The organism is Pseudomonas sp. zfem003, assembly GCF_032621675.1.
In the GTDB taxonomy this organism is placed as follows: domain Bacteria; phylum Pseudomonadota; class Gammaproteobacteria; order Pseudomonadales; family Pseudomonadaceae; genus Metapseudomonas; species Metapseudomonas otitidis.
The window spans coordinates 196837-215515 of the sequence record NZ_JAVYJG010000003.1 but is presented as its reverse complement, the minus strand read 5'-3'; the positions used below and the strand labels follow the sequence as shown (position 1 = coordinate 215515).

Annotated in this window: 18 protein-coding genes; 2 read left to right on the top strand and 16 right to left on the bottom strand. The window is 68.9% G+C overall.

Going from position 1 to position 18679, the window contains the following annotated elements:
• Positions 1–50 precede the first annotated feature (50 nt).
• The 8 genes from RTK35_RS07160 to RTK35_RS07125 all read right to left on the bottom strand — a co-directional run bounded on the left by RTK35_RS07160 (position 51) and on the right by RTK35_RS07125 (position 8610).
• Entirely contained in the window at positions 51–2711 is a 2661-nt protein-coding gene (locus tag RTK35_RS07160) for a TonB-dependent receptor (RefSeq protein ID WP_316907697.1), read from the bottom strand.
• A gap of 147 nt (positions 2712–2858) precedes the next feature.
• Entirely contained in the window at positions 2859–3848 is a 990-nt protein-coding gene (locus RTK35_RS07155) for a FecR family protein (RefSeq protein ID WP_316907696.1), read from the bottom strand.
• Between the two features lie 67 nt (positions 3849–3915).
• Entirely contained in the window at positions 3916–4428 is a 513-nt protein-coding gene (locus tag RTK35_RS07150) for an RNA polymerase sigma factor (RefSeq protein WP_316907695.1), read from the bottom strand.
• Positions 4429–4512: 84 nt separating this feature from the next.
• Positions 4513–5148: an SCO family protein gene (locus RTK35_RS07145; protein ID WP_044410236.1), complete on the bottom strand. Its 636-nt coding sequence runs from the start codon at positions 5146–5148 to the stop codon at positions 4513–4515.
• A 144-nt stretch (positions 5149–5292) separates the two neighbouring features.
• Complete coding sequence (gene cyoE, locus RTK35_RS07140) at positions 5293–6198, bottom strand: heme o synthase (RefSeq protein ID WP_316907694.1); 906 nt, start codon at positions 6196–6198, stop codon at positions 5293–5295.
• A gap of 23 nt (positions 6199–6221) precedes the next feature.
• Positions 6222–7265, bottom strand: a complete 1044-nt coding sequence (locus RTK35_RS07135; RefSeq protein WP_316907693.1) for a COX15/CtaA family protein — start codon at positions 7263–7265, stop codon at positions 6222–6224.
• A gap of 21 nt (positions 7266–7286) precedes the next feature.
• A complete protein-coding gene (locus tag RTK35_RS07130; RefSeq protein ID WP_316907692.1) occupies positions 7287–7865 on the bottom strand; it encodes a hypothetical protein in 579 nt (192 codons plus the stop codon).
• Positions 7840–8610: an SURF1 family protein gene (locus RTK35_RS07125; RefSeq protein ID WP_316907691.1), complete on the bottom strand. Its 771-nt coding sequence runs from the start codon at positions 8608–8610 to the stop codon at positions 7840–7842. The genes RTK35_RS07130 and RTK35_RS07125 overlap by 26 nt, the downstream gene beginning before the upstream one ends.
• A gap of 31 nt (positions 8611–8641) precedes the next feature.
• Between RTK35_RS07125 and RTK35_RS07120 the strand changes: the two genes are divergently transcribed.
• Positions 8642–8845 (top strand): twin transmembrane helix small protein, encoded by a 204-nt coding sequence (locus RTK35_RS07120; RefSeq protein WP_044410219.1) that lies wholly within the window; start codon positions 8642–8644, stop codon positions 8843–8845.
• 14 nt (positions 8846–8859) lie between these two features.
• Here RTK35_RS07120 and RTK35_RS07115 read toward each other — a convergent pair whose 3' ends face one another.
• Genes RTK35_RS07115 through coxB form a run of 4 tightly spaced genes read right to left on the bottom strand, consistent with a single transcriptional unit; the run spans position 8860 to position 13050 of the window.
• Complete coding sequence (locus RTK35_RS07115) at positions 8860–9747, bottom strand: cytochrome c oxidase subunit 3 (protein WP_182851392.1); 888 nt, start codon at positions 9745–9747, stop codon at positions 8860–8862.
• A gap of 22 nt (positions 9748–9769) precedes the next feature.
• Positions 9770–10315: a cytochrome c oxidase assembly protein gene (locus RTK35_RS07110; protein ID WP_182851391.1), complete on the bottom strand. Its 546-nt coding sequence runs from the start codon at positions 10313–10315 to the stop codon at positions 9770–9772.
• A gap of 1 nt (position 10316) precedes the next feature.
• On the bottom strand, positions 10317–11921 hold the full coding sequence (gene ctaD / locus RTK35_RS07105; RefSeq protein WP_074969917.1) for a cytochrome c oxidase subunit I: 1605 nt from the start codon (positions 11919–11921) through the stop codon (positions 10317–10319).
• A gap of 1 nt (position 11922) precedes the next feature.
• A complete protein-coding gene (coxB, locus tag RTK35_RS07100) occupies positions 11923–13050 on the bottom strand; it encodes a cytochrome c oxidase subunit II (protein WP_074969915.1) in 1128 nt (375 codons plus the stop codon).
• Between the two features lie 369 nt (positions 13051–13419).
• On the opposite strand from coxB, the gene RTK35_RS07095 reads away from it, so the two are divergent.
• Entirely contained in the window at positions 13420–14079 is a 660-nt protein-coding gene (locus RTK35_RS07095; RefSeq protein ID WP_044410208.1) for a hypothetical protein, read from the top strand.
• Positions 14080–14082: 3 nt separating this feature from the next.
• Here RTK35_RS07095 and RTK35_RS07090 read toward each other — a convergent pair whose 3' ends face one another.
• From RTK35_RS07090 to RTK35_RS07075, 4 genes are all read right to left on the bottom strand, one after another.
• The gene (locus RTK35_RS07090; RefSeq protein ID WP_316907690.1) at positions 14083–15612 is read right to left on the bottom strand and encodes a SulP family inorganic anion transporter; all 1530 of its coding nucleotides are present in this window, start codon (positions 15610–15612) and stop codon (positions 14083–14085) included.
• A gap of 66 nt (positions 15613–15678) precedes the next feature.
• Positions 15679–16410, bottom strand: coding sequence for a carbonic anhydrase (locus RTK35_RS07085; RefSeq protein WP_142013194.1), 732 nt, complete (start codon positions 16408–16410; stop codon positions 15679–15681).
• 291 nt (positions 16411–16701) lie between these two features.
• Positions 16702–17406 carry a carbonic anhydrase gene (locus RTK35_RS07080; protein WP_044410202.1) on the bottom strand — a complete coding sequence of 235 codons (705 nt, stop codon included), beginning with the start codon at positions 17404–17406 and terminating at the stop codon, positions 16702–16704.
• 147 nt (positions 17407–17553) lie between these two features.
• Entirely contained in the window at positions 17554–18612 is a 1059-nt protein-coding gene (locus tag RTK35_RS07075; RefSeq protein WP_316907689.1) for a PA0069 family radical SAM protein, read from the bottom strand.
• Positions 18613–18679 lie beyond the last annotated feature (67 nt).

Here is an 18679-nt window from a genome sequence, read left to right as displayed (position 1 = left end):
GCGCGGCACGGCGCTGCGCGACGGCTTTGCCCGTCATGGGCAAATCCGGGTCAGAAGGTGTATTCCACGGTGCCCTGCAGGGTGCGGCCCCGGCCAAGGGTGAAGGCGAGCACGTCCCCCAGGGGCACCAGGTAGGCGCGGTCGGTGACGTTCTCCAGAGCCAGGCGCAGGGTCAGGTTGTCGGTGGCCTTGTAGCTGCCGTAGAGGTCGTAGACGGTGTAGGCCTTCCAGTCCGCCGGGTAGACCTGCTCGCGTGCGGCGGCGTCGCCGGCGTCCAGGGCGTAGCCCTCGCTGTAGCGGGCCCGCGCGCCGAGGTCGAGGCGGCGGTCGAGCAGGCGGGTGCCGAGGGTCAGGCTGCCGCGGTCCATGGGCATGTGCTCGGCGCTGCCCATGTGGCCGCCGCAGCTCACCACGGCGTTGGCGGCGGCGTTGGGCACGTAGCCGGTCACCGGCGGACGGCGGCCGCTGCCGTAGACGGGGGACACCGCGCCGCCGAGCCAGGCGTCGTTCGAGCAGTACTCGTTCTCGCCGATCATGTGGGTGTAGGCGAGGTTGCCGTAGTAGGCGCCCATGTCGTAGTCGAGGGCGTACTCGACGCCCCGGAAGCGGGTGCTGGTGCGGTCGTTGACGTAGGCCGACACCCCCAGGGCGGCCACCCCCACCCCCGGGCGCTGCAGCCCGACCGACATGTAGGTGAAGTCGTCGATGCGGGTGTCGAAGTAGGCCACCTTCAGGCCCAGGGCATCGCCATCGGTGAAGAGGTTCTGCTTGAAGATGTTGAACCCCACTTCCCAGGACTGGGAGCTTTCCGGCTTGAGGAAGGGGTTGGGGTACATGGTTTCCGCGCTGCTGCCGTGGGGCCGGCCGGAAATCAGCGTCTCGGTCACCGCCGGCGGGCGCCAGCCCTCGCCGTAGCGGGCGAAGAGCTGCAGCCAGTCCGGGCCGGGCTTGAGGGCGATGCCGAAGGTGGGCGAGAACGCGCCTTCCTCGCGGTCCACCTCGTAGCGCAGCGGGACGCTGTAGGTGGGGTTGCCGGGGGTGTTGAGGCGATAGAGGGTGATGTTGAAGCCCGTTTCGCCCTCCAGGTGGTAGCGGTCGTAGCGCAGGCCGGCGTCCAGGGTCAGCCAGTCGTCGTAGTCGAGCTGCAGGCTGGCGAACAGGCTGCCCATGGCGCGGTCGCCCTTGGGGGTCATGCCTTCGGACACCGGGAAGCCCACGGCGGAGCCGCTGGCCACGGCCTGGGTGGAGTCGGGGCGGACCTTGTCCTGGAAGTACTCCAGGCCGTAGTTGGCCTTGAGGGTGGTGAGTTCGCCGAGCAGGAAGGTGGAGGTGTTCTCCAGCTGCAGGCCGTAGGTGTCGGTCTGGTAGGTGATGGCGTAGCCGGCGCTGCTGCCACGGGCCAGGGTGGTCTGCCGGTTGCGGTTGTCGACGTGGTAGAGCTTGGCCTTGAAGTCCACCAGCAGGTCGTCGGGGCTGTAGCTGTAGTCCAGCGCGATGTTCTGCGACACCACGTTGCTGCTGCCGAGCTTCTCCCAGAGTTCGGCCTTCTCCACGTTCATCATGTTGGCGTCGTCGTAGGCCACCTGGGTGCGCAGGTAGCTGAGCTGCACGCGCTGGTCGGCCGGCAGGTTGAGGCCGAGCTTGGCCAGGCGCGAGCGCATGGTGGAGCCGGAGTAGGCCACCGGCGAGTGCTTGATGCGCTCCTCGACGCCAGGGTTGAAGCTGGAGCCGGTGCGCAGCTGGCCGATGCTGCCGTGGGTGCCGGGGTCGTAGTCGCCCAGGTGGCGCTCGCTGGCGGCGAAGAGGAGGTCGCCGACCTCGTTACCCAGGGCAAAGGCACTGCTGCCGATGAAGTCGGTGCCGTTGGCGTAACCGCCCAGGCCGGTGGTGGCGCGCACGCGGCCGCCGAACTCCTTGCCCTCGTGGATGAAGTCGCGGGCGTTGAGGGTGCTGAACTCGGCCACCCCGCCGATCACCCCGGCGCCGCCCATGCCGGAGGTGGCGCCCTTCTCGATGGTCACGGCGGAGAGCAGTTCCGGGTCGATGTACATCGTGCCGTTGCGCTGCTGGTGGCCGCTCTGCTGGAAGTTCTGGCGCATGCCGTCGATGTTCATGTTGACCCGGCCGTAGTCCTGCAGGCCGCGGATGTTCACCGAGAGGCCCGGGTCCTGCTGGCTGACGGCGGTGTAGACGCCGGCGCTCTGTTCGAGCATGTCGGCGGCGTGGCGCGGCGGGTTGCGGTCCAGTTGCTCGCGGTCGATCACCGCCACCGAGCGGGGGGACTCGTAGACCCAGTCGTGGGCGTTGGCCTGGCCCTGTACCTGGGTGGCGCCCAGCTCCAGGGCGTCGCCGCTGGCTTCGCGCACCAGGCTGACCTCACGCGGGGAGGTGAAGCGGAAGCTCACCGGGGTGCCCCGCAGCAGGCGGCGCAGGGCCTCGTCGGCGGCGTAGCGGCCCTGCACCGGGGCGCCCTGGAGGTCGGCGAAGCGCGAGGCGTCGAAGATCACCTGCACGCCGGACTGTTCGGCGAAGGTGAGCACCGCCTGGTCGAGGGCCTGGGCCGGGATGTCGAAGGCGACCTGGACGGCTTCGGCGTGGACCTGTTCCACCGCGACCAGGGGCAGGGCCCCCGCGCCGATCAGGGCCCAGTGTCCCCCCAAGACGAGCAGCGAACGGCGGAATCGCCGGCCCATCCCTTTGCGTGCGTTCATCGTGTGTTCCTGTGGCTGCTTGGTGTTGTTTGGTGAATGCAAATCACTCTCAACAGCAAGACGCGCCACTCACGCAAAGTCAGTAAAAGAAATTTCCGCGCGGGTGGGAGGGCAGGCCGCAGGCCCGTCGATACGGGCCCGGGAGGGTCAGTAGAGGAAGGTGGCGCCCGGCACGTCCAGGCGCTGGGCGTGCAGTTCGTGGGTGAGGGTGTCGAGGGCCTCGTCGAGGATGTCGAGGCGGAATACGCCGCTGACCTCACGGCGCGCCAGGCGGGCGTCGGTGACCACCAGGCGGCGGGTGCGGTAGCGGTTGAGCTGTTCGGCCACCTCGGCCAGGGGCACCCGGTCGAACACCAGCACCCCGCGCCGCCAGCTGCTGGCCCGCTGCAGGTCGAGCCCGAGCAGCGGCTGGATGCCCTGGACGCGGTCGTAGCGGGCGCTCTGGCCCTCGCTCAGTACCCGTTCACCGGGAACGCCTTCGAGGTTAACCGCGACGCTGTGTTCGAGCACGCCGACCCAGGCCCCTTGGCCGCGCTCCCCCACCAGGAAGCGGGTGCCGAGGGCGCGGGTGGTGCCACCGGCACTTTCCACCACGAAGGGCCGGCGCTCGTCGCCACCCATGGGCGCGACGCTGAAGCAGGCTTCCCCGGCCAGCAGGCGGACGCGCCGCTCGCCGTCGCTGTAGAGGACGTCGATGGCACTGCGGGAATCCAGCTCCACCTCGCTGCCGTCGGGCAGGGTGACCCGGCGCACTTCGCCGGTGCCGGAGGCGTAGTCGGCCAGCAGGGGCATCAGCAGCGGACGGCCCGCGTCCACGCCGAGCACCGCCACCAGCAGCAGCGCGGCGACCCCGCTGGCCCAGCGCCAGCGACGACGCATGCGGGGGGCCGGGCGCGCGGCGTCCCTGGGTGCACGGCGGCGCGGCGGTTCACCGGCAGCCGGTTCGTCGGCCAGTTGGCCGAGGGCGTCCCAGGTGGCCTGGGCGAAGGCCAGCGCCTCGGGGTGGCGCGGGTCGGCCCGGCACCAGCGCGCTAGGGCTTCGGCCGTCGCCGGGTCCGGGTCGCCCTGGCTGAGGCGCACCGCCCAGTCGGCGGCTTCCTCGCGTATTTGCTGCTCCCGCAGGTGCTGGCTGATCACGTCGGTCTCTCGTTTCTCGTTATAGGAAGGCTGACGTTCGGGGACGCCATTCACCGTAAACCATCCGTCAGTCGCTCCGCGGGCCGTCCTGCAGGCGCTGCATGACATGGGCGAGGGCCTTGGCCAGGTGCTTCTGCACCGAGCTGTCGGAGATATCCAGCTGGCGCGCCACCTCGGCGTGGGTCAGGCCGTGCAGGCGGTTGAGGCGGAAGATCTCGCGGGTGCGCGGCGGCAGCTCGGCCAGGGCTTCGCGCAGGCGGCGCCGATGCTGCTCGGCGGCGGCCTGTTCGTCCAGGGGCGGGGCGTCTTCGACGATCTCGTGCAGGGCTTCCTGGGGGACCAGGTCGGTGCGCCGGCGGGCCTGCTGGCGCACATGGTCCACCAGCAGGTTGTGGGCGGTGCGGTAGAGGTAGGCGGGGCCGTTGTCGATGGCGTCCTTGCCGTGTTGTTCGGCCAGGCGCAGGAAGCTTTCCTGCACCAGGTCGGCGGCCAGTTGCGGGTCCCGTACCTTGCGCGTCAGCAGGCTGCGAAGGGCCTTGGCGTGCTGGATGAACAGGCTCTTGAGATCGGGCTCCGACAAGCGCGCTCCCTGGCTTTGACAGGAGAAGGGAGCGCCATCCTAGTTTTATTGAGAATCAATTTCAAATAAGAAATCGATACGGAATCAGCTTGCCGGGGTCACCAGAACCGGCAGCTGTTCCTTGAGCTTCTGGTTGTTCAGCGGGGCGCGGATGAAGCCGCGCTGGGTGCCGTCCGGGCCGATCACCACCAGGTTGCCGCTGTGGTCGACGGTGTAGTTCTCCTTGCTGGTGTCGGCCGGGATGAACGGGATGCTGACGGCGTTGGCCAGTTTCTGGATGCTGGCCAGCTCGCCGGTGGCGCCGAGGAAGGCCGGGTCGAAGTAGCCCAGGTACTGCTTGAGCTGCTGCGGGGTGTCGCGGTTGGGGTCGACGCTGACCATGACGATGCGCACGCGGTCACGCGCGGCCTCGGGCAGCAGGCCCTTGAGCTCGCGCATCTGCGCCAGGGTGGTGGGGCAGATGTCGGGGCAGAAGGTGTAGCCGAAGAACAGCAGGCTCCATTTGTCCTTCAGTTCGTTCATGGCGATCGGCTTGCCGTCCTGGTCGGTCAGGCTGATGGCGGGCACGGTGCGCGGCTGGGGCAGCAGGACGATGCCGGCGTCGAGCAGGCGGGTGGGGTCGGCCTGGCGCTGGCCGTTGAGCACCTTGTTCACGGTCAGGCCCAGGACCAGGGCCACCAGGGCGATGAGGACGAATACGGTTTTCTGCACGCGGGTCATGGTTGCTCTTCGCTTGGAATGGGCGGTGCCGGCAAGCCTATCAGGCCCGGTGGGCCGGGGCTCGTCCGAACGCGGGGATGCACTGCCCCTCGCTGCGCGGTGCGCGAGGGGCGACGCATCAGGACCTGCTCAGGGCCCGGGGGCTCAGACCGCCAGCAGCAGGTAGTGATCCAGCAGCAGGGCGATGAAGAGCAGGAAAAGGTAGGCGATAGAGTACTTGAAGGTGCCGATGGCGGCGTGCGGTCGGCTGTCGCGGTGGAGCCTCCAGGCCCACTGCAGGAAGCGCCCGCCGAGCAGCACGGCGCAGGCCAGGTAGAGCAGCCCGCTCATGTGGATGGCGTAGGGCAGCAGGCTGACGGCGAACATCACCAGGGTGTAGAGGACGATGTGCACCTTGGTGTAGTGCTCGCCGTGGGTGACCGGGAGCATGGGGATGTCGGCCTTGGCGTACTCGGCCTTGCGGTGGATGGCCAGGGCCCAGAAGTGCGGCGGGGTCCAGGCGAAGATGATCAGCACCAGCAGCAGCGGCTCGGCGGAGACGTGGCCGGTGACGGCGACCCAGCCCAGCAGCGGCGGGGCGGCCCCGGCCAGCCCGCCGATGACGATGTTCTGCGGCGTGGCGCGCTTGAGGAAGCCGGTGTAGAGCACGGCGTAGCCCAGCAGCGAGGCGAGGGTGAGCCAGGCCGCCAGTTCGTTGGTGAAGCGCAGCAGCAGGGCCAGGCCGGCCACCGCCAGCAACAGGGCGAAGGCCAGGGCCGCCAGCGGTGAGACGCGCCCGCTGACGACGGGGCGCTTGAGGGTGCGCGCCATGATGGCGTCGATGCGCCGGTCCACCACGTGGTTCACCGCCGCCGCGGCGCCGGCGCAGAGGGCGATGCCCAGGTTGCCGAACACCAGGACCTCCCAGGCCACGCCGGCGCGGGTGGCGAGGAACATCCCCACCAGGGAGGTGATGATCATCAGCAGCACGACCTTGGGCTTGGTCAGTTCCAGGTAGTCCCGCCAGGTGGCGTGGACCTGGGTGTGTCCATGCTGGAGCAGCGTGGCCATGGCGTCTCTCCTTCTTCTTGTCGTCAGGCGGGCTTGCCGGCAGGCAGGCGCAGGGCGGGGTCGCCCGGTTCGGTTGCCAGGGCTGGGGCGCGCACGCGGTAGTTCACCAGCACCAGGGTCAGCAGCAGCAGGGCGCCGCCGCCGTTGTGGGCCACGGCCACCGGCAGCGGCAGGTGGAAGAGCACGTTGCTGATGCCCAGCCCCACCTGCAGCGCCAGCACCGCCAGGAGCAGCCCGGCGAGACGGCCGAGGCCTTCGCCGCGCAGGCGCCAGGCCAGCGCCAACAGGGTCAGGGTCACCACCAGGGCGCCGAGGCGGTGGGTCATGTGGATGGCGGTGCGGGCGTCGCTGTCCAGCTGGCCGCCCAGGTAGTTGGGGCCGATGTGCTGGGTGAGGTGGAAGCCGTTGGCGAAGTCCATCGCCGGCCACCACTGGCCGTGGCAGGTGGGCAGGTCGACGCAGGCCACCGCCGCGTAGTTGGAGCTGACCCAGCCGCCCAGGGCGATCTGCCCGATCACCAGGACCAGGGCCGCTGCCGCCAGCCGCCGCAGGCCCGCCGGCAGGCCGAGCGCCGGCAGCGCACCGGAGAGGCGCAGGCTGAGCAGGAACAGCAGGGCCAGGGTGGTGAAGCCGCCGAGCAGGTGGGCGGTGACCACCTGGGGCCAGAGCTTGAGGGTGACCGTCCACATGCCGAAGGCGGCCTGGGTGATGACCACGCCGAGCAGCACCAGCGGCAGGCGCAGGGGCTGGCCGTCACGCCCGCGCCGCACCAGGGCATGCACCGCAAGGCCGAGGATGGCCAGGCCGAGGGTGCCGGCGAAGTAGCGGTGGACCATTTCGTTCCAGCCCTTCTGCGCTTCCACCGGGGCTTCGGGGAAGTGGCGCTCGGCGTGGGCCAGCTGGGCGTCGGTCTGCGGTACGCCGATGAAGCCGTAGCAGCCCGGCCAGTCGGGGCAGCCGAGGCCGGCGTGGGTGAGCCGGGTGTAGGCGCCGAGCAGCACCACCACCAGGGCCAGTACCGTGGCGACGGCGGCGAGGGGGAAACCGGGTCGGGAGGTGCGGGGCATGGCAGTCTCCTGCGGGCCGGATCAGCCGATGTTGGACAGCTTCAGCAGGTGGCGCAGGTCGTCGAGCACGCGCTTGCCGGGTACCTGGCCGTCGTAGCGCAGCACCAGGTTGCCGTGGGGATCGACGATCCACAGCTGCGGGACGCTGCCGCCGCTGGCCTTGCTGTAGGCGGCCGGGTCCAGGCCGTAGCGGGCCAGGCGCGGGTAGTCGCGCTCCAGGGTCTGGCGGAAGACTTCGTCGAGGCTGCCACTCAGGGCCAGGGCGTGGTCGGCGCGGTTGGCTTCGCGGCCCAGGCCGATGTTGATCTGCCGGGCGAGGTAGACCAGCTGCTGGCAGTCGGCGGCGCAGCCGGCCGGCGCGGTCACCAGCAACTGCCAACGCTCGGGGGCGGCGGCGCCCTGCACGCCGAGGTCTTCGCGCTGCTGGCCGTTGCCGATCAGCGTGCCGTGGTAGCTGCGCCCGTCAGGCACCCAGAAGCGCAGGTGGTACATGGCCGAGGCCAGCACCATGGGGCCGATCACCACGGCGAGGATCAGCAGCAGTTGCAGGCGCCCACGGGCGCGGCGCGGGCGTTCAGGCAGAGCGAGGGCTGGCGTCATCAGGAAGCTCCCGTGCTTGGCGGATGCCGAGGTAGAGGTACAGGGCACAGAGGGCGACGGCCATGGCGAACCATTGCACGGCGTAGCCCAGGTGGCGTCCGGGGCCCATGGCCACCACCGGCCAGTCGGTGTCGTAGGCGGCGCTGCCGGGCTCCAGGCGCAGTTCCAGGGGCAGGCCGCCACGGCCGAGGCGCTGCCAGAGCGCGGCGGCGTCCACCTGGTTGATCAGTTGCGGCCAGTCGCGGCTCTCCACGTGGCGCAGTTCGAGGCTGGCACCGGGCGGGACGTAGACCCAGGCATCGAGCACCTGGGCGGCGGCGGGGGTGTCGAAGGTCGGCGGGGTGCGGCGGTCGGGCCAGGGCAGCCAGCCCCGGTTGACCAGCACCCAGAGCCCGCTGGCGGGGTCGTAGAAGGGTTGCAGCAGTTCGACGCCGGGGCGGCCGTTGCGGATGCGGTTGTCCAGCAGGAGGCTGTGCTGGGCGTCGAAGCGGCCCTGCAGGCGCACCCGCATGAAGGCGGGGTCGGGCTGGCGCTCCAGGTCCAGCACACTCACCGGGTCGGCCTGCCGGCGGGCTTCGTAGCCAGCCAGCAGCTGGCGCTTCTCCTCGGCGCGGCCGAGCTGCCAGAGGCCCAGGCCGACCAGCAAAGGCAGCAGCAGGAGCACCGCCAGGGTGGGCCCCCAGCCGGGTCGGAAGCGCCGGGCCCGGGGTCGCCGGGTGCCCGGGTAGGGCTGGCTATACTGCACGACGTCCCCCTTCTGTCGACGGAGTCGCCCCATGCTCAAGGCGCTCATCCTGGTGTTGCTGCTGGCCATGGTGGCCAGCCTGTTCAGCGGGCTGTTCTTCCTGGTCAAGGACGCCGGCAAGGGCCCCCGCCTGGTGAACGCCCTGACCCTCCGTGTGGTGCTGGCCGCGTCGATCCTGGCGCTGGTGGCCTGGGGCTTCTACAGCGGCCAGCTGGTGTCCCACGCCACCTGGTAATGCCTGCGGGCGGTTCAGAGCACGTAGACGAAGATGAACAGCCCCACCCAGACCACGTCTACGAAGTGCCAGTACCAGCTGGCGGCCTCGAAGCCGAAGTGGTGCTCGGCGTCGAAGTGGCCGCGCAGGATGCGCACCAGCATCACGGTGAGGATCAGGGTGCCCATGGTCACGTGGGCGCCGTGGAAGCCGGTGAGCATGAAGAAGGTGGCGCCGTAGATGCCGGAGCCGAGGGTCAGGCCCAGCTCGTGGTAGGCGTGCACGTATTCCTCGGCCTGCAGGGCGAGGAAGCTGGCGCCGAGCAGGATGGTCAGGGCCAGCCAGATCTTCAGCAGCTTGCGGTTGTTCTTCTTCAGCGCGTGGTGGGCGAAGGTGACGGTGAAGCTGGAGGACACCAGCAGGATGGTGTTGATCAGCGGCAGGTGCCACGGGTCGATCACCGCCTTGGGACCAGGGAACAGCTTGGGATCGGGGGTGTTCAGCAGCGGCCAGGTGTACTGGAAGTTCGGCCAGAGCATGTTGGCCACGCCCTTGGCCCCCTCACCGCCCAGCCAGGGACCGGACCACATGCGGATGTAGAACAGGGCCCCGAAGAAGGCGGCGAAGAACATCACCTCGGAGAAGATGAACCAGCTCATGCCCCAGCGGAACGAGCGGTCCATCTGCGGGCTGTAGAGTCCGCCGCGGCTTTCCTTGATCACCGCGCCAAACCAGCCGAACAGCATGTAGGCCAGGCACAGGGCGCCGATGAAGAAGATCAGCGGGCCGTTGGACTCGGGCCGCGCGGCCTTGAGGTCGTTGAACCAGGTGCCCAATCCGTAGACGGTCACGAGCATGCCGATGGTGGCGATGATCGGCCATTTGCTCTGGGCGGGGACGTAGTACTGCTCGTGGCTAGCCATCGTGTCGTTCTCCTTGCGCGCCTCAGTTGCTGGCGACTGGCGGCTTGCGGGCGGTGATGTCGAACAGCGTGTAGGCGAGGGTCAGGTGGTGCACGTCCGCCGGCAGGTCGCGGTCGACGATGAAGCGCACCGGCATCTCGATGCGCTCACCCGGCTGCAGCACCTGCTGGGTGAAGCAGAAGCACTCGGTCTTGTGGAAATAGGCAGCGGCCTTGGAGGGCGAGATGCTGGGGATCGCCTGGGCGGTCATGGGCTTGTCGGTGGTGTTGTGGGCGATGAACAGCATTTCGTTGCTGGCCCCCGGGTGCACCACCAGGTCGTCCGCCTTGGAGCGGAACTCCCAGGTCATGTCCGCCGCGTTGGTGGCGAGGAACTGCACGCGCACCTGGCGCTGGGCGTCCTGCACCTGGCTGCCTTCGTAGGCGCTGGCGTTGGTCTTGCCGTTGATGCCGAAGGCGACGCACATGACGTCGTAGATCGGCACCAGGGCGAAACCGAAGCCGAACATCGCCACCACCAGCACCAGCAGGCGCAGGATCAGGCGGCGGGTTCCCAGCTCGCCGTCCATGTCACTTCACCTCGGGCGGGGTGCTGAAGGTGTGGTACGGCGCCGGCGAGGGCACGCTCCATTCCAGGCCCTCGGCACCGTCCCAGGGCTTGGCCGGGGCGGGTTTGCCGCCGCGGATGCACTTGATGACGATGAACAGGAACAGCAGCTGGGTGGCGCCGAAGGTGAAGGCGCCGATGGAGGACACCATGTTGAAGTCGGCGAACTGCAGGTTGTAGTCCGGGATGCGCCGGGGCATGCCGGCCAGCCCCACGAAGTGCATGGGGAAGAAGGCGAGGTTCATGCCGATGAAGCTCATCCAGAAATGCAGCTTGCCGAGGGTCTCGTCGTACATGTGGCCGGTCCACTTGGGCAGCCAGTAGTAGGCCGAGGCAAAGATGCCGAAGATGGCGCCGGGCACCAGCACGTAGTGGAAGTGGGCCACCACGAAGTAGGTGTCGTGGTACTGGAAGTCCGCCGGGGCGATGGCCAGCATCAGCCCGGAGAAGCCGCCGATGGTGAAGAGGATGACGAAGGCCACGGCGAACAGCATGGGTGTCTCGAAGGTCATCGAGCCCTGCCACATGGTGGTGGCCCAGTTGAACACCTTCACCCCGGTGGGCACGGCGATCAGCATGGTGGCGTACATGAAGAACAGCTCGCCGGTGAGCGGGATGCCCACCACGAACATGTGGTGCGCCCAGACGATGAAGGAGAGGAAGGCGATGGAGGCGGTGGCGTAGACCATCGAGGTGTAGCCGAACAGCGGCTTGCGGGCGAAGGCTGGGATGATCGAGCTGACCGCGCCGAAGGCGGGCAGGATCATGATGTACACCTCGGGGTGGCCGAAGAACCAGAACACGTGCTGGAACAGCACCGGGTCGCCACCCCCTGCCGCGTTGAAGAAGCTGGTGCCGAAGTGGATGTCCATCAGCATCATGGTCACGCAGCCGGCCAGCACCGGCATCACCGCGATCAGCAGGAAGGCGGTGATCAGCCAGGTCCAGACGAACAGCGGCATCTTCATCAGGGTCATGCCCGGGGCACGCAGGTTGAGGATGGTGGCGATCACGTTGATCGCCCCCATGATCGAGCTGATGCCCATCAGGTGGATGGCGAAGATGAAGAAGGTGACGCTCTCCGGCGCATAGGTGGTGGACAGCGGGGCGTAGAAGGTCCAGCCGAAGTTGGGCCCGCCGCCGGCGCTGAACAGGGTGCTGATGAGCAGGCCGAAGGCCGCCGGCAGCAGCCAGAAGCTGAAGTTGTTCATGCGCGGCAGGGCCATGTCCGGCGCGCCGATCATCAGCGGGATCATCCAGTTGGCCAGGCCAACGAAGGCCGGCATCACCGCGCCGAAGACCATGATCAGGCCGTGCATGGTGGTCATCTGGTTGAAGAAGGCCGGCTCGACGATCTGCAGGCCGGGCTGGAACAGCTCGGCGCGGATCACCATGGCCATGGAGCCACCCACCAGGAACATGGTGAAGGCGAACCACAGGTACATGGTGCCGATGTCCTTGTGGTTGGTGGTGAGCACCCAGCGCATCAGGCCCTTGGCCGGGCCGTGGTGGTGATCATGCCCGGCATGATCGTGACCAGTGTGGTCCGGATCGATCACTGCACTCATGTCATTTCTCCTCGGCTTGTTTGAGGGCCAGGACTTCCTTGGGCGTGACCATGTCGCCCTTGGCGTTGCCCCAGGCATTGCGCTCGTAGGTGATCACGGCGGCGATGTCGACTTCCGACAGCTGCTTGCCGAAGGCGGCCATGGCGGTGCCGGGCTTGCCGTGGAAGACGATGTCGAGGTGGCCTTCCTTCGGCCCGGTGGCGATCTTCGAGCCCTTGAGCGCCGGGAACATGGGCGGCATGCCTTGCCCTTCGGGCTGGTGACAGGCGGCGCAGGTGGTGTGGTAGACCTTGTCGCCACGGGCCACCAGTTCGTCGAGGGTCCAGTCCTTCTCGGTCAGTTCCTTGACCTTGGCCACCTCGGCCTTGCGCTCGTCGAGCCACTTGGCGAAGTCCTCGCGGGACTTGGCCTCGACCACGATGGGCATGAAGCCGTGGTCCTTGCCGCACAGCTCGGCACACTGGCCGCGGTAGAGACCGGGCTTCTCGATGCGGGTCCAGGCCTCGTTGACGAAGCCGGGGATGGCGTCGCGCTTGACCGCCAGCGCCGGCACCCACCAGGAGTGGATCACGTCGGCGGCGGTGATCAGGAAGCGCACCTTGGTGCCCACCGGGATCACCAGCGGCTCGTCCACCTCCAAGAGGTAGTGCTCACCCTTCTCGGCCTTGTTGTGGATCTGGTCGGTGGGCGTGGCCAGGTTGCTGAAGAACTCCACGTCCTGGCCCAGGTACTTGTAGTTCCACTTCCACTGGTAGCCGGTGATCTGGATGTCCAGCTCCGACTCGGAGGTGTCGTAGATGTTGATCAGGGTGCGGGTGGCCGGCACCGCCATCGCCACCAGGATCACGAAGGGCACGACGGTCCAGAGGATCTCCACCGTGGTGCTTTCGTGGAAGTGGGACGGTTCCTGGCCGGTGGAGCGCCGGTGGACGAGCATCGACCAGAACATCACGCCGAAGACGACCACGCCGATCACGACGCAGATCCAGAAGATCGTCATGTGCAGGTCGAAAACGGTCTGGCTGACTTCAGTGGCGCCGGGCGTCATGTTGACCGTCCAGGCCGCCTGGACCGGGGTCAACGTCAACCACAGCAGGAATCCCATCCAGGCACGCGGATGTCGCATCATTGCGGGTTCCCCTTATCGTTCTTGTTCTTCCCGCCGGCTGGGCCAGCGGCTGGGGGACGGTCGTCAATACGGCTGACTTTAACGGCCGACCTCTAGCACGTGGTGCACAGTCGGGTGTCATCAGGTAACGCCTTCGGGTCGGAGTATAGACAGGGGGTCCGACCTGGCAATTCGCGGGGAAATTTATCCTGCGCGGAACGTTCCCAACGCTGCAGACCGCGCCGGGCGTGGCTTCGCTGGTAAAGTAAATGGGACCCGTTATCGCTTGGATGCATAAGCGTTACGCGATTATGACAATCCGGTCTTAGCCGCCGGCCACGGCAGGCTAAGGTCTGTTCTTCCCATCCATGTCCTGAATCAGGAGCAGTCATGAACACCCTCGCCCTGCGCGAACTGATCCGCCAGGCCCACGCCCAGGAAGCCGTCCACGGCCACTTGGCGCGCCTGCTCGATGCCCAGCTGTCCCGCCTGCACCCGGCCATCCGCCTGCCCGGCGATGATGCCCACGGGGTGCTCTCGCGCTTCGTCGCGGCCTACATCGACCAGGTGCCGGACGTGCTCGACGCCGCCGCCAGCGTCGCGGCCGAAGCCGGTATCGAGGCGGAGGTGAAGCCGGTGCTGAAGGTGGCCGAGCACTTCTTCCTGCAGCCGCCCAGCGTGGTGCACGGGCACGAGGGGCTGGACGGCCTGCTGGACGAGGCCTACCTGGCCCATCGCCTGGTGGAGGAGGTGAACGACCGCTACATCGCCCACCTGGGCGAGCCGCTGATCCCGCTGGACACCACGGTGGCCAACCTGATCGCCCACCAGCTCATCGGCGAGCCCTTCGCCAACCAGCTGGACGAGGCCGTCCACCTGGCGGTGGACGGCATGCTGGACCCGGGCGTGTTCCAGCGCGAGTCGGTGCAGCAGTACCGCGCGCGGCTGCACGACCCGAAGGTGGAGGCGGCGTGGAAGCGCTGGCCCTGCCTGTCGCGCCAGCTCGGCGTCGAACTGCAGCTGGACCCGGCGCCCTGCGCCACCGCCTGACCCTCAGACCGTCCGCCCCCGCAGGCTCAGCCGTCGCCCCTCCAGGCGCCGGTTGAGCCCGCGCGCCTCGATGCACAGCTCGCCACCCTGGCGCTCGGCGTTGCGGCCCCAGTCCTGCAGCAGCTCCATGCAGGCGTGGTCGATGTAGCTGAGCCGGTCCAGCGGTACGTGCAGCCGCATGCTCGGTGCCACGCCCTCCAGGGTCGCGGCCAGCTGCGGCACCCGCAGGAAGGTGGCTGCGCCCACCAGGCGCAGCTCCGCCTCGTTCGGGCCGATGGGCGCCAGGACGATCTTCAGCCGCGAGGCCTTCCAGGCCAGCTTGGCCAGGGTCAAACCGAAGCCGATCAGCACCCCGGTGAGCAGGTCGAAGGCGACGATGCCCAGCGCCGTGGCGGCATGGATCGCCAGCGGTGCGCGCCCATAGCGGCCGAGGCCGCGCAGGCTCTTGAAGTCCACCAGCTTGATCCCCGTGTAGACCAGCACACCGGCCAGGCTGGCGATGGGGATCTGCTGCAGCAGGCCCGGCAGCAGCGCCACCAGGGCCAGCAGCCAGGCGCCGTGCAGCACCGCCGAGAGGCGGGTCCGCGCGCCGGCCTGGACGTTGGCCGAGCTGCGCACGATCACCCCGGTCATCGGCAGCGCGCCGAGCACCCCGCACAGCAGGTTGCCGACGCCCTGGGCCGACAGCTCGCGGTCCAGGTCGGAGCGCGGGCCGCTGTGCATGCGGTCCACGGCGGCGGCGGAGAGCAGCGTCTCGGCACTGGCGACGAAGGCCAGCACCAGCGCCGCCAGCAGCAGCTGAGGATCGGCCAGGCGCAGCAGGTCCGCCGGCTGCAGCCAGTCGATGGCCTCGCCGAGGGTGGCCGGCACCTGCACGCGGTTCACCTGCAGGTCGAGCCCGCTGGCCGCCAGGGTGGCCAGGCCGACGCCGATCAGCGCGCCGGGCAGGAAGCGCAGCGCGCCCGGCCGCCGGCGTTCCCAGGCCAGCATCACCAGGATGGTGCCGAGCCCCAGCAGGGCGGCATCGAGGTCGCCGCCGGGGCCGAACTGGCGGGCCGCCTCCAGCAACGTGGCGGGGAAGGCCAGCAGGTTGTCCAGGCCGGAGGCCTGGGGGCTGGCGTCGAACATCACGTGGACCTGGGACAGCACGATGAGGATGCCGATGCCGGCCAGCATGCCCTGCACCACCGCCGGGGCGGTGACGCGGAACCAGCAGCCCAAGCGCAAGCGGCCGGCCAGCAGTTGCAGGGCGCCGGCCAGCACCAGGATCGGCCCGAGCATGGCCACGCCGTGCTCGCGCACCAGTTCGAAGACCAGCACGGCGAGCCCGGCCGCCGGACCGCTGACCTGCAGCGGCGAGCCGGCCAGCCAGCCCACCACCAGGCCGCCGATGATGCCGGTGACCAGGCCCTTGGCCGGCGGCATGCCGGAGGCGATGGCGATGCCCATGCACAGCGGCAGGGCAACGAGGAAGACCACCACCGAGGCGAGCGCCTCCCGTGGCAACGTGTTCTTGAGTTCAGCAAGGCGCATGGCGAATTCTCCTGAGCGCAGCAAGGGGCACGGCAGCCCAGCGGGTGCCGTGGCAAGGGGCGGGCGTCAGGACGCCAGGTAGCGGGGACGCGGGGTGGCCATGCTCGCGCTGGCCTCCTCCAGCGGGCGGAAGCCGCCCGTCTCGGCGTCGTAGGCGCGGATGGCAGCGGTCTCGATGTCGTAGACCCAGCCATGGATGTACAGCTGGCCGGCCGCCAGGCGGGCGGCGACGGCGGGGTGGGTGCGCAGGTGGTCCAATTGGGCCACCACGTTCTCCTCGGTGAGCACGCCCAGGGTGTCGTGGGCAGCGCAGGTGCAGTTGCGCTCCACCAGACTGCGGGCCACCTCGGCATGGCGCAGCCAGGCGCGCACGGTGGGCATGGGGCCGAGGGTCTCGGGGGCCAGCACCGCCTTCATGGCGCCGCAGTCCGAATGGCCGCAGACGATGATGTGCTGCACGCCAAGGGCAAGCACGGCGTATTCGATGGCGGTGGAGACGCCGCCATTCATCTGCCCGTAGGCCGGCACCAGGTTGCCGACGTTGCGGGTGACGAACAGGTCGCCGGGGGCGCTCTGGGTGATCAGCTCGGGGGCGACGCGGGAGTCGGCGCAGGTGATGAACAGGGTGCGCGGTGCCTGGCTGCGGGCCAGGCGCTGGAACAGCGCCCGCTGCTCGGGGAATACCTGCTCGCGGAAGCGCCGGCAACCGTCAACCAGCGCGGCGAAGGTGGCCTCGGCGGGGTGGCCGCCGAGGCCGGCAGACTGCCCGGGTCGAATGCGGTGAATGTCCTGTTTCATGGGTCCTCCTGAAGGTCGGATGGGCGTCATGCCCGGTGGGCTCCGCCACGGGTTGGCGGATGGCGCTTCAACTAGGCGGTCGAAGCCCCTACAGACCTTAATCGCGAGCCTTAACTCAACCTGAATAAACCGCTCTGGCACGCGGTTTACAGACGAGCGGACGATGGCACGCCGCCAGCGTCGGCCAAGGGCGCAACGCGCCGGGAAGGGTGCGAAACGGAGGGGGAACAGCGGGAACGGGAAGAGGGAGGAGACCCGCAGCGCCCCGGCCGCAGCCGGGGCGCCTGGGGCTTACAGGTAGCGGGCGCGGGGCGTGGCCATCGGCAGCGGGCCGTCGCCGATGGTGCGGAAACGGCCGCTCTCGGCGTCGTAGGCGCGGATGGCGGCGGTCTCGATATCGTAGACCCAGCCGTGGATGAACAGCTGCCCGCTGGCCAGGCGTGCGGCCACCGAGGGGTGGGTGCGCAGGTGGTCCAGCTGGGCCACCACGTTCTCCTCGGTCAGCACGCCCAGGGTCTCGTGGTTGGCGCAGCCGCAGTTCTCGGCGACCACGGTGCGGGCCACTTCGGCGTGGCGTAGCCAGGCCTTGACGGTGGGCATGCGCTCCAGCTGCTCGGGGTTGAGCACCGCCTTCATCGCGCCGCAGTCGGAGTGGCCGCAGATGATGATGTGGTGCACGCCGAGGGCCATGACGGCGAACTCGATGGCGGTGGAGACGCCGCCGTTCATCTGGCCGTAGGGCGGCACCACGTTGCCGACGTTGCGGGTGACGAACAGGTCGCCCGGCGAGCTCTGGGTGATCAGCTCCGGGACGATGCGCGAGTCGGCGCAGGTGATGAACATGGCGCGAGGTTTCTGCTCATGGGCCAGGCGCTTGAACAGCTCTTCCTGCTCCGGATAGACCTGGTCGCGGAAACGCTGGAAACCTTCGACGATGTTGCGCAGCGCTTCTTCGGCGCTTTCCTGGGGTTGCGGGGTATCGTGCTCGTCGCTCATGCCGACCTCGTTCGCCTTGGACTCTGTAGGGGTAAGTGGGATTACTTTACCGATACGGTCGGATTTATCCGACCCCCTACAGGACACCGTTCGGCGCGTTGCGGTCACACACCGGGCGCGTAAAACCCGTGCCGTTCATCCCATCGCTCACAGCAGGGCCATCTGCCCGCCGGGCGGGCAGAAGCGCGAGCAGTCCAGCGCCACGTCACCGCGCCTCTCCAGCCCCAGGCGACGCATGGCCACGGCGAAGCGCTGGGCCAGCAGCGCGGCAAAGGCGCCTTCGCCGGTGAAGCGCTTGCCGAAGCGGCTGTCGTACACCTCGCCGCCCCGGCACTGGCGGATGATGCTCATCACGTGGGCCGCGCGTTGCGGGTAGTGGGCCTGGAGCCATTCCTCGAACAGCGGCGCCACCTCCCGGGGCAGGCGCACCAGCATGTAGGAGGCGCTGCGCGCGCCGGCATCGCGGGCCGCCTCCAGCAGGCTTTCCAGCTCGCTGTCGTTGATCATCGGGATCATCGGCGAGCACAGCACGCCCACCGGCACGCGGTTCTCGCGCAGCACGCGGATCGCCCGCAGCCGCGCGGAGGGCGCCGCCGCGCGCGGTTCGAGGATGCGCTTGAGCTCATCGTCGAGGGTGGTGAGGCTGATCATCACCTTCACCAGGCGCTGCTCGGCCAGCTGGGTCAGCAGGTCGAGGTCGCGCAGCAGCAGCGAGCCCTTGGTGACGATGGTCAGGGGATGGCGGTAGCGCAGCAGCACCTCCAGCACCTGGCGGGTGATGCGGTGCTCGCGCTCGATGGGCTGGTAGGGGTCGGTGTTGGCCCCCAGGGCGATGGGCGCGCACTGGTAGCCGGGCTTGCTCAGCTGCTGCTCCAGCAGGGCGGCGGCGTTGGTCTTGGCGATCAGCCGGGTCTCGAAGTCGATGCCCGGCGACAGGTCCCAGTAGGCGTGGCTGGGCCGCGCGTAGCAGTAGATGCAGCCGTGCTCGCAGCCACGGTAGGGGTTGATGGAGCGGTCGAAGGGCAGGTCCGGCGACTGGTTGCGGGCGATGATGCTCTTGGCCGTCTCGATGCGCACCTCGGTGGCGCGGGTCGGCGGCACCTCCTGGTACCAGCCGTCGTCCTCGGCCACCGAGAGGGTCGGGGCGAAGCGGTTGTAGGGGTTGCTGCCGGTTCCCCGACCACGGGGCGGGAGGGTGACGGACATGGCGGGGTACTCCGAAAATACTGTATGTATGAACAGTATATTCAGACAGCGCCATGCGCCAGACGGT

What these genes read in the sequence shown, in the direction of transcription:
- RTK35_RS07160 (WP_316907697.1), bottom strand. Translation starts at nt 2,711, where the DNA reads ATGAACGCACGCAAAGGGATGGGCCGGCGATTCCGCCGTTCGCTGCTC.
- RTK35_RS07145 (WP_044410236.1), bottom strand. Translation starts at nt 5,148, where the DNA reads ATGACCCGCGTGCAGAAAACCGTATTCGTCCTCATCGCCCTGGTGGCC.
- cyoE (WP_316907694.1), bottom strand. Translation starts at nt 6,198, where the DNA reads ATGGCCACGCTGCTCCAGCATGGACACACCCAGGTCCACGCCACCTGG.
- RTK35_RS07135 (WP_316907693.1), bottom strand. Translation starts at nt 7,265, where the DNA reads ATGCCCCGCACCTCCCGACCCGGTTTCCCCCTCGCCGCCGTCGCCACG.
- RTK35_RS07130 (WP_316907692.1), bottom strand. Translation starts at nt 7,865, where the DNA reads ATGACGCCAGCCCTCGCTCTGCCTGAACGCCCGCGCCGCGCCCGTGGG.
- RTK35_RS07120 (WP_044410219.1), top strand. Translation starts at nt 8,642, where the DNA reads ATGCTCAAGGCGCTCATCCTGGTGTTGCTGCTGGCCATGGTGGCCAGC.
- RTK35_RS07115 (WP_182851392.1), bottom strand. Translation starts at nt 9,747, where the DNA reads ATGGCTAGCCACGAGCAGTACTACGTCCCCGCCCAGAGCAAATGGCCG.
- RTK35_RS07110 (WP_182851391.1), bottom strand. Translation starts at nt 10,315, where the DNA reads ATGGACGGCGAGCTGGGAACCCGCCGCCTGATCCTGCGCCTGCTGGTG.
- ctaD (WP_074969917.1), bottom strand. Translation starts at nt 11,921, where the DNA reads ATGAGTGCAGTGATCGATCCGGACCACACTGGTCACGATCATGCCGGG.
- coxB (WP_074969915.1), bottom strand. Translation starts at nt 13,050, where the DNA reads ATGATGCGACATCCGCGTGCCTGGATGGGATTCCTGCTGTGGTTGACG.
- RTK35_RS07095 (WP_044410208.1), top strand. Translation starts at nt 13,420, where the DNA reads ATGAACACCCTCGCCCTGCGCGAACTGATCCGCCAGGCCCACGCCCAG.
- RTK35_RS07090 (WP_316907690.1), bottom strand. Translation starts at nt 15,612, where the DNA reads ATGCGCCTTGCTGAACTCAAGAACACGTTGCCACGGGAGGCGCTCGCC.
- RTK35_RS07085 (WP_142013194.1), bottom strand. Translation starts at nt 16,410, where the DNA reads ATGAAACAGGACATTCACCGCATTCGACCCGGGCAGTCTGCCGGCCTC.
- RTK35_RS07080 (WP_044410202.1), bottom strand. Translation starts at nt 17,406, where the DNA reads ATGAGCGACGAGCACGATACCCCGCAACCCCAGGAAAGCGCCGAAGAA.
- RTK35_RS07075 (WP_316907689.1), bottom strand. Translation starts at nt 18,612, where the DNA reads ATGTCCGTCACCCTCCCGCCCCGTGGTCGGGGAACCGGCAGCAACCCC.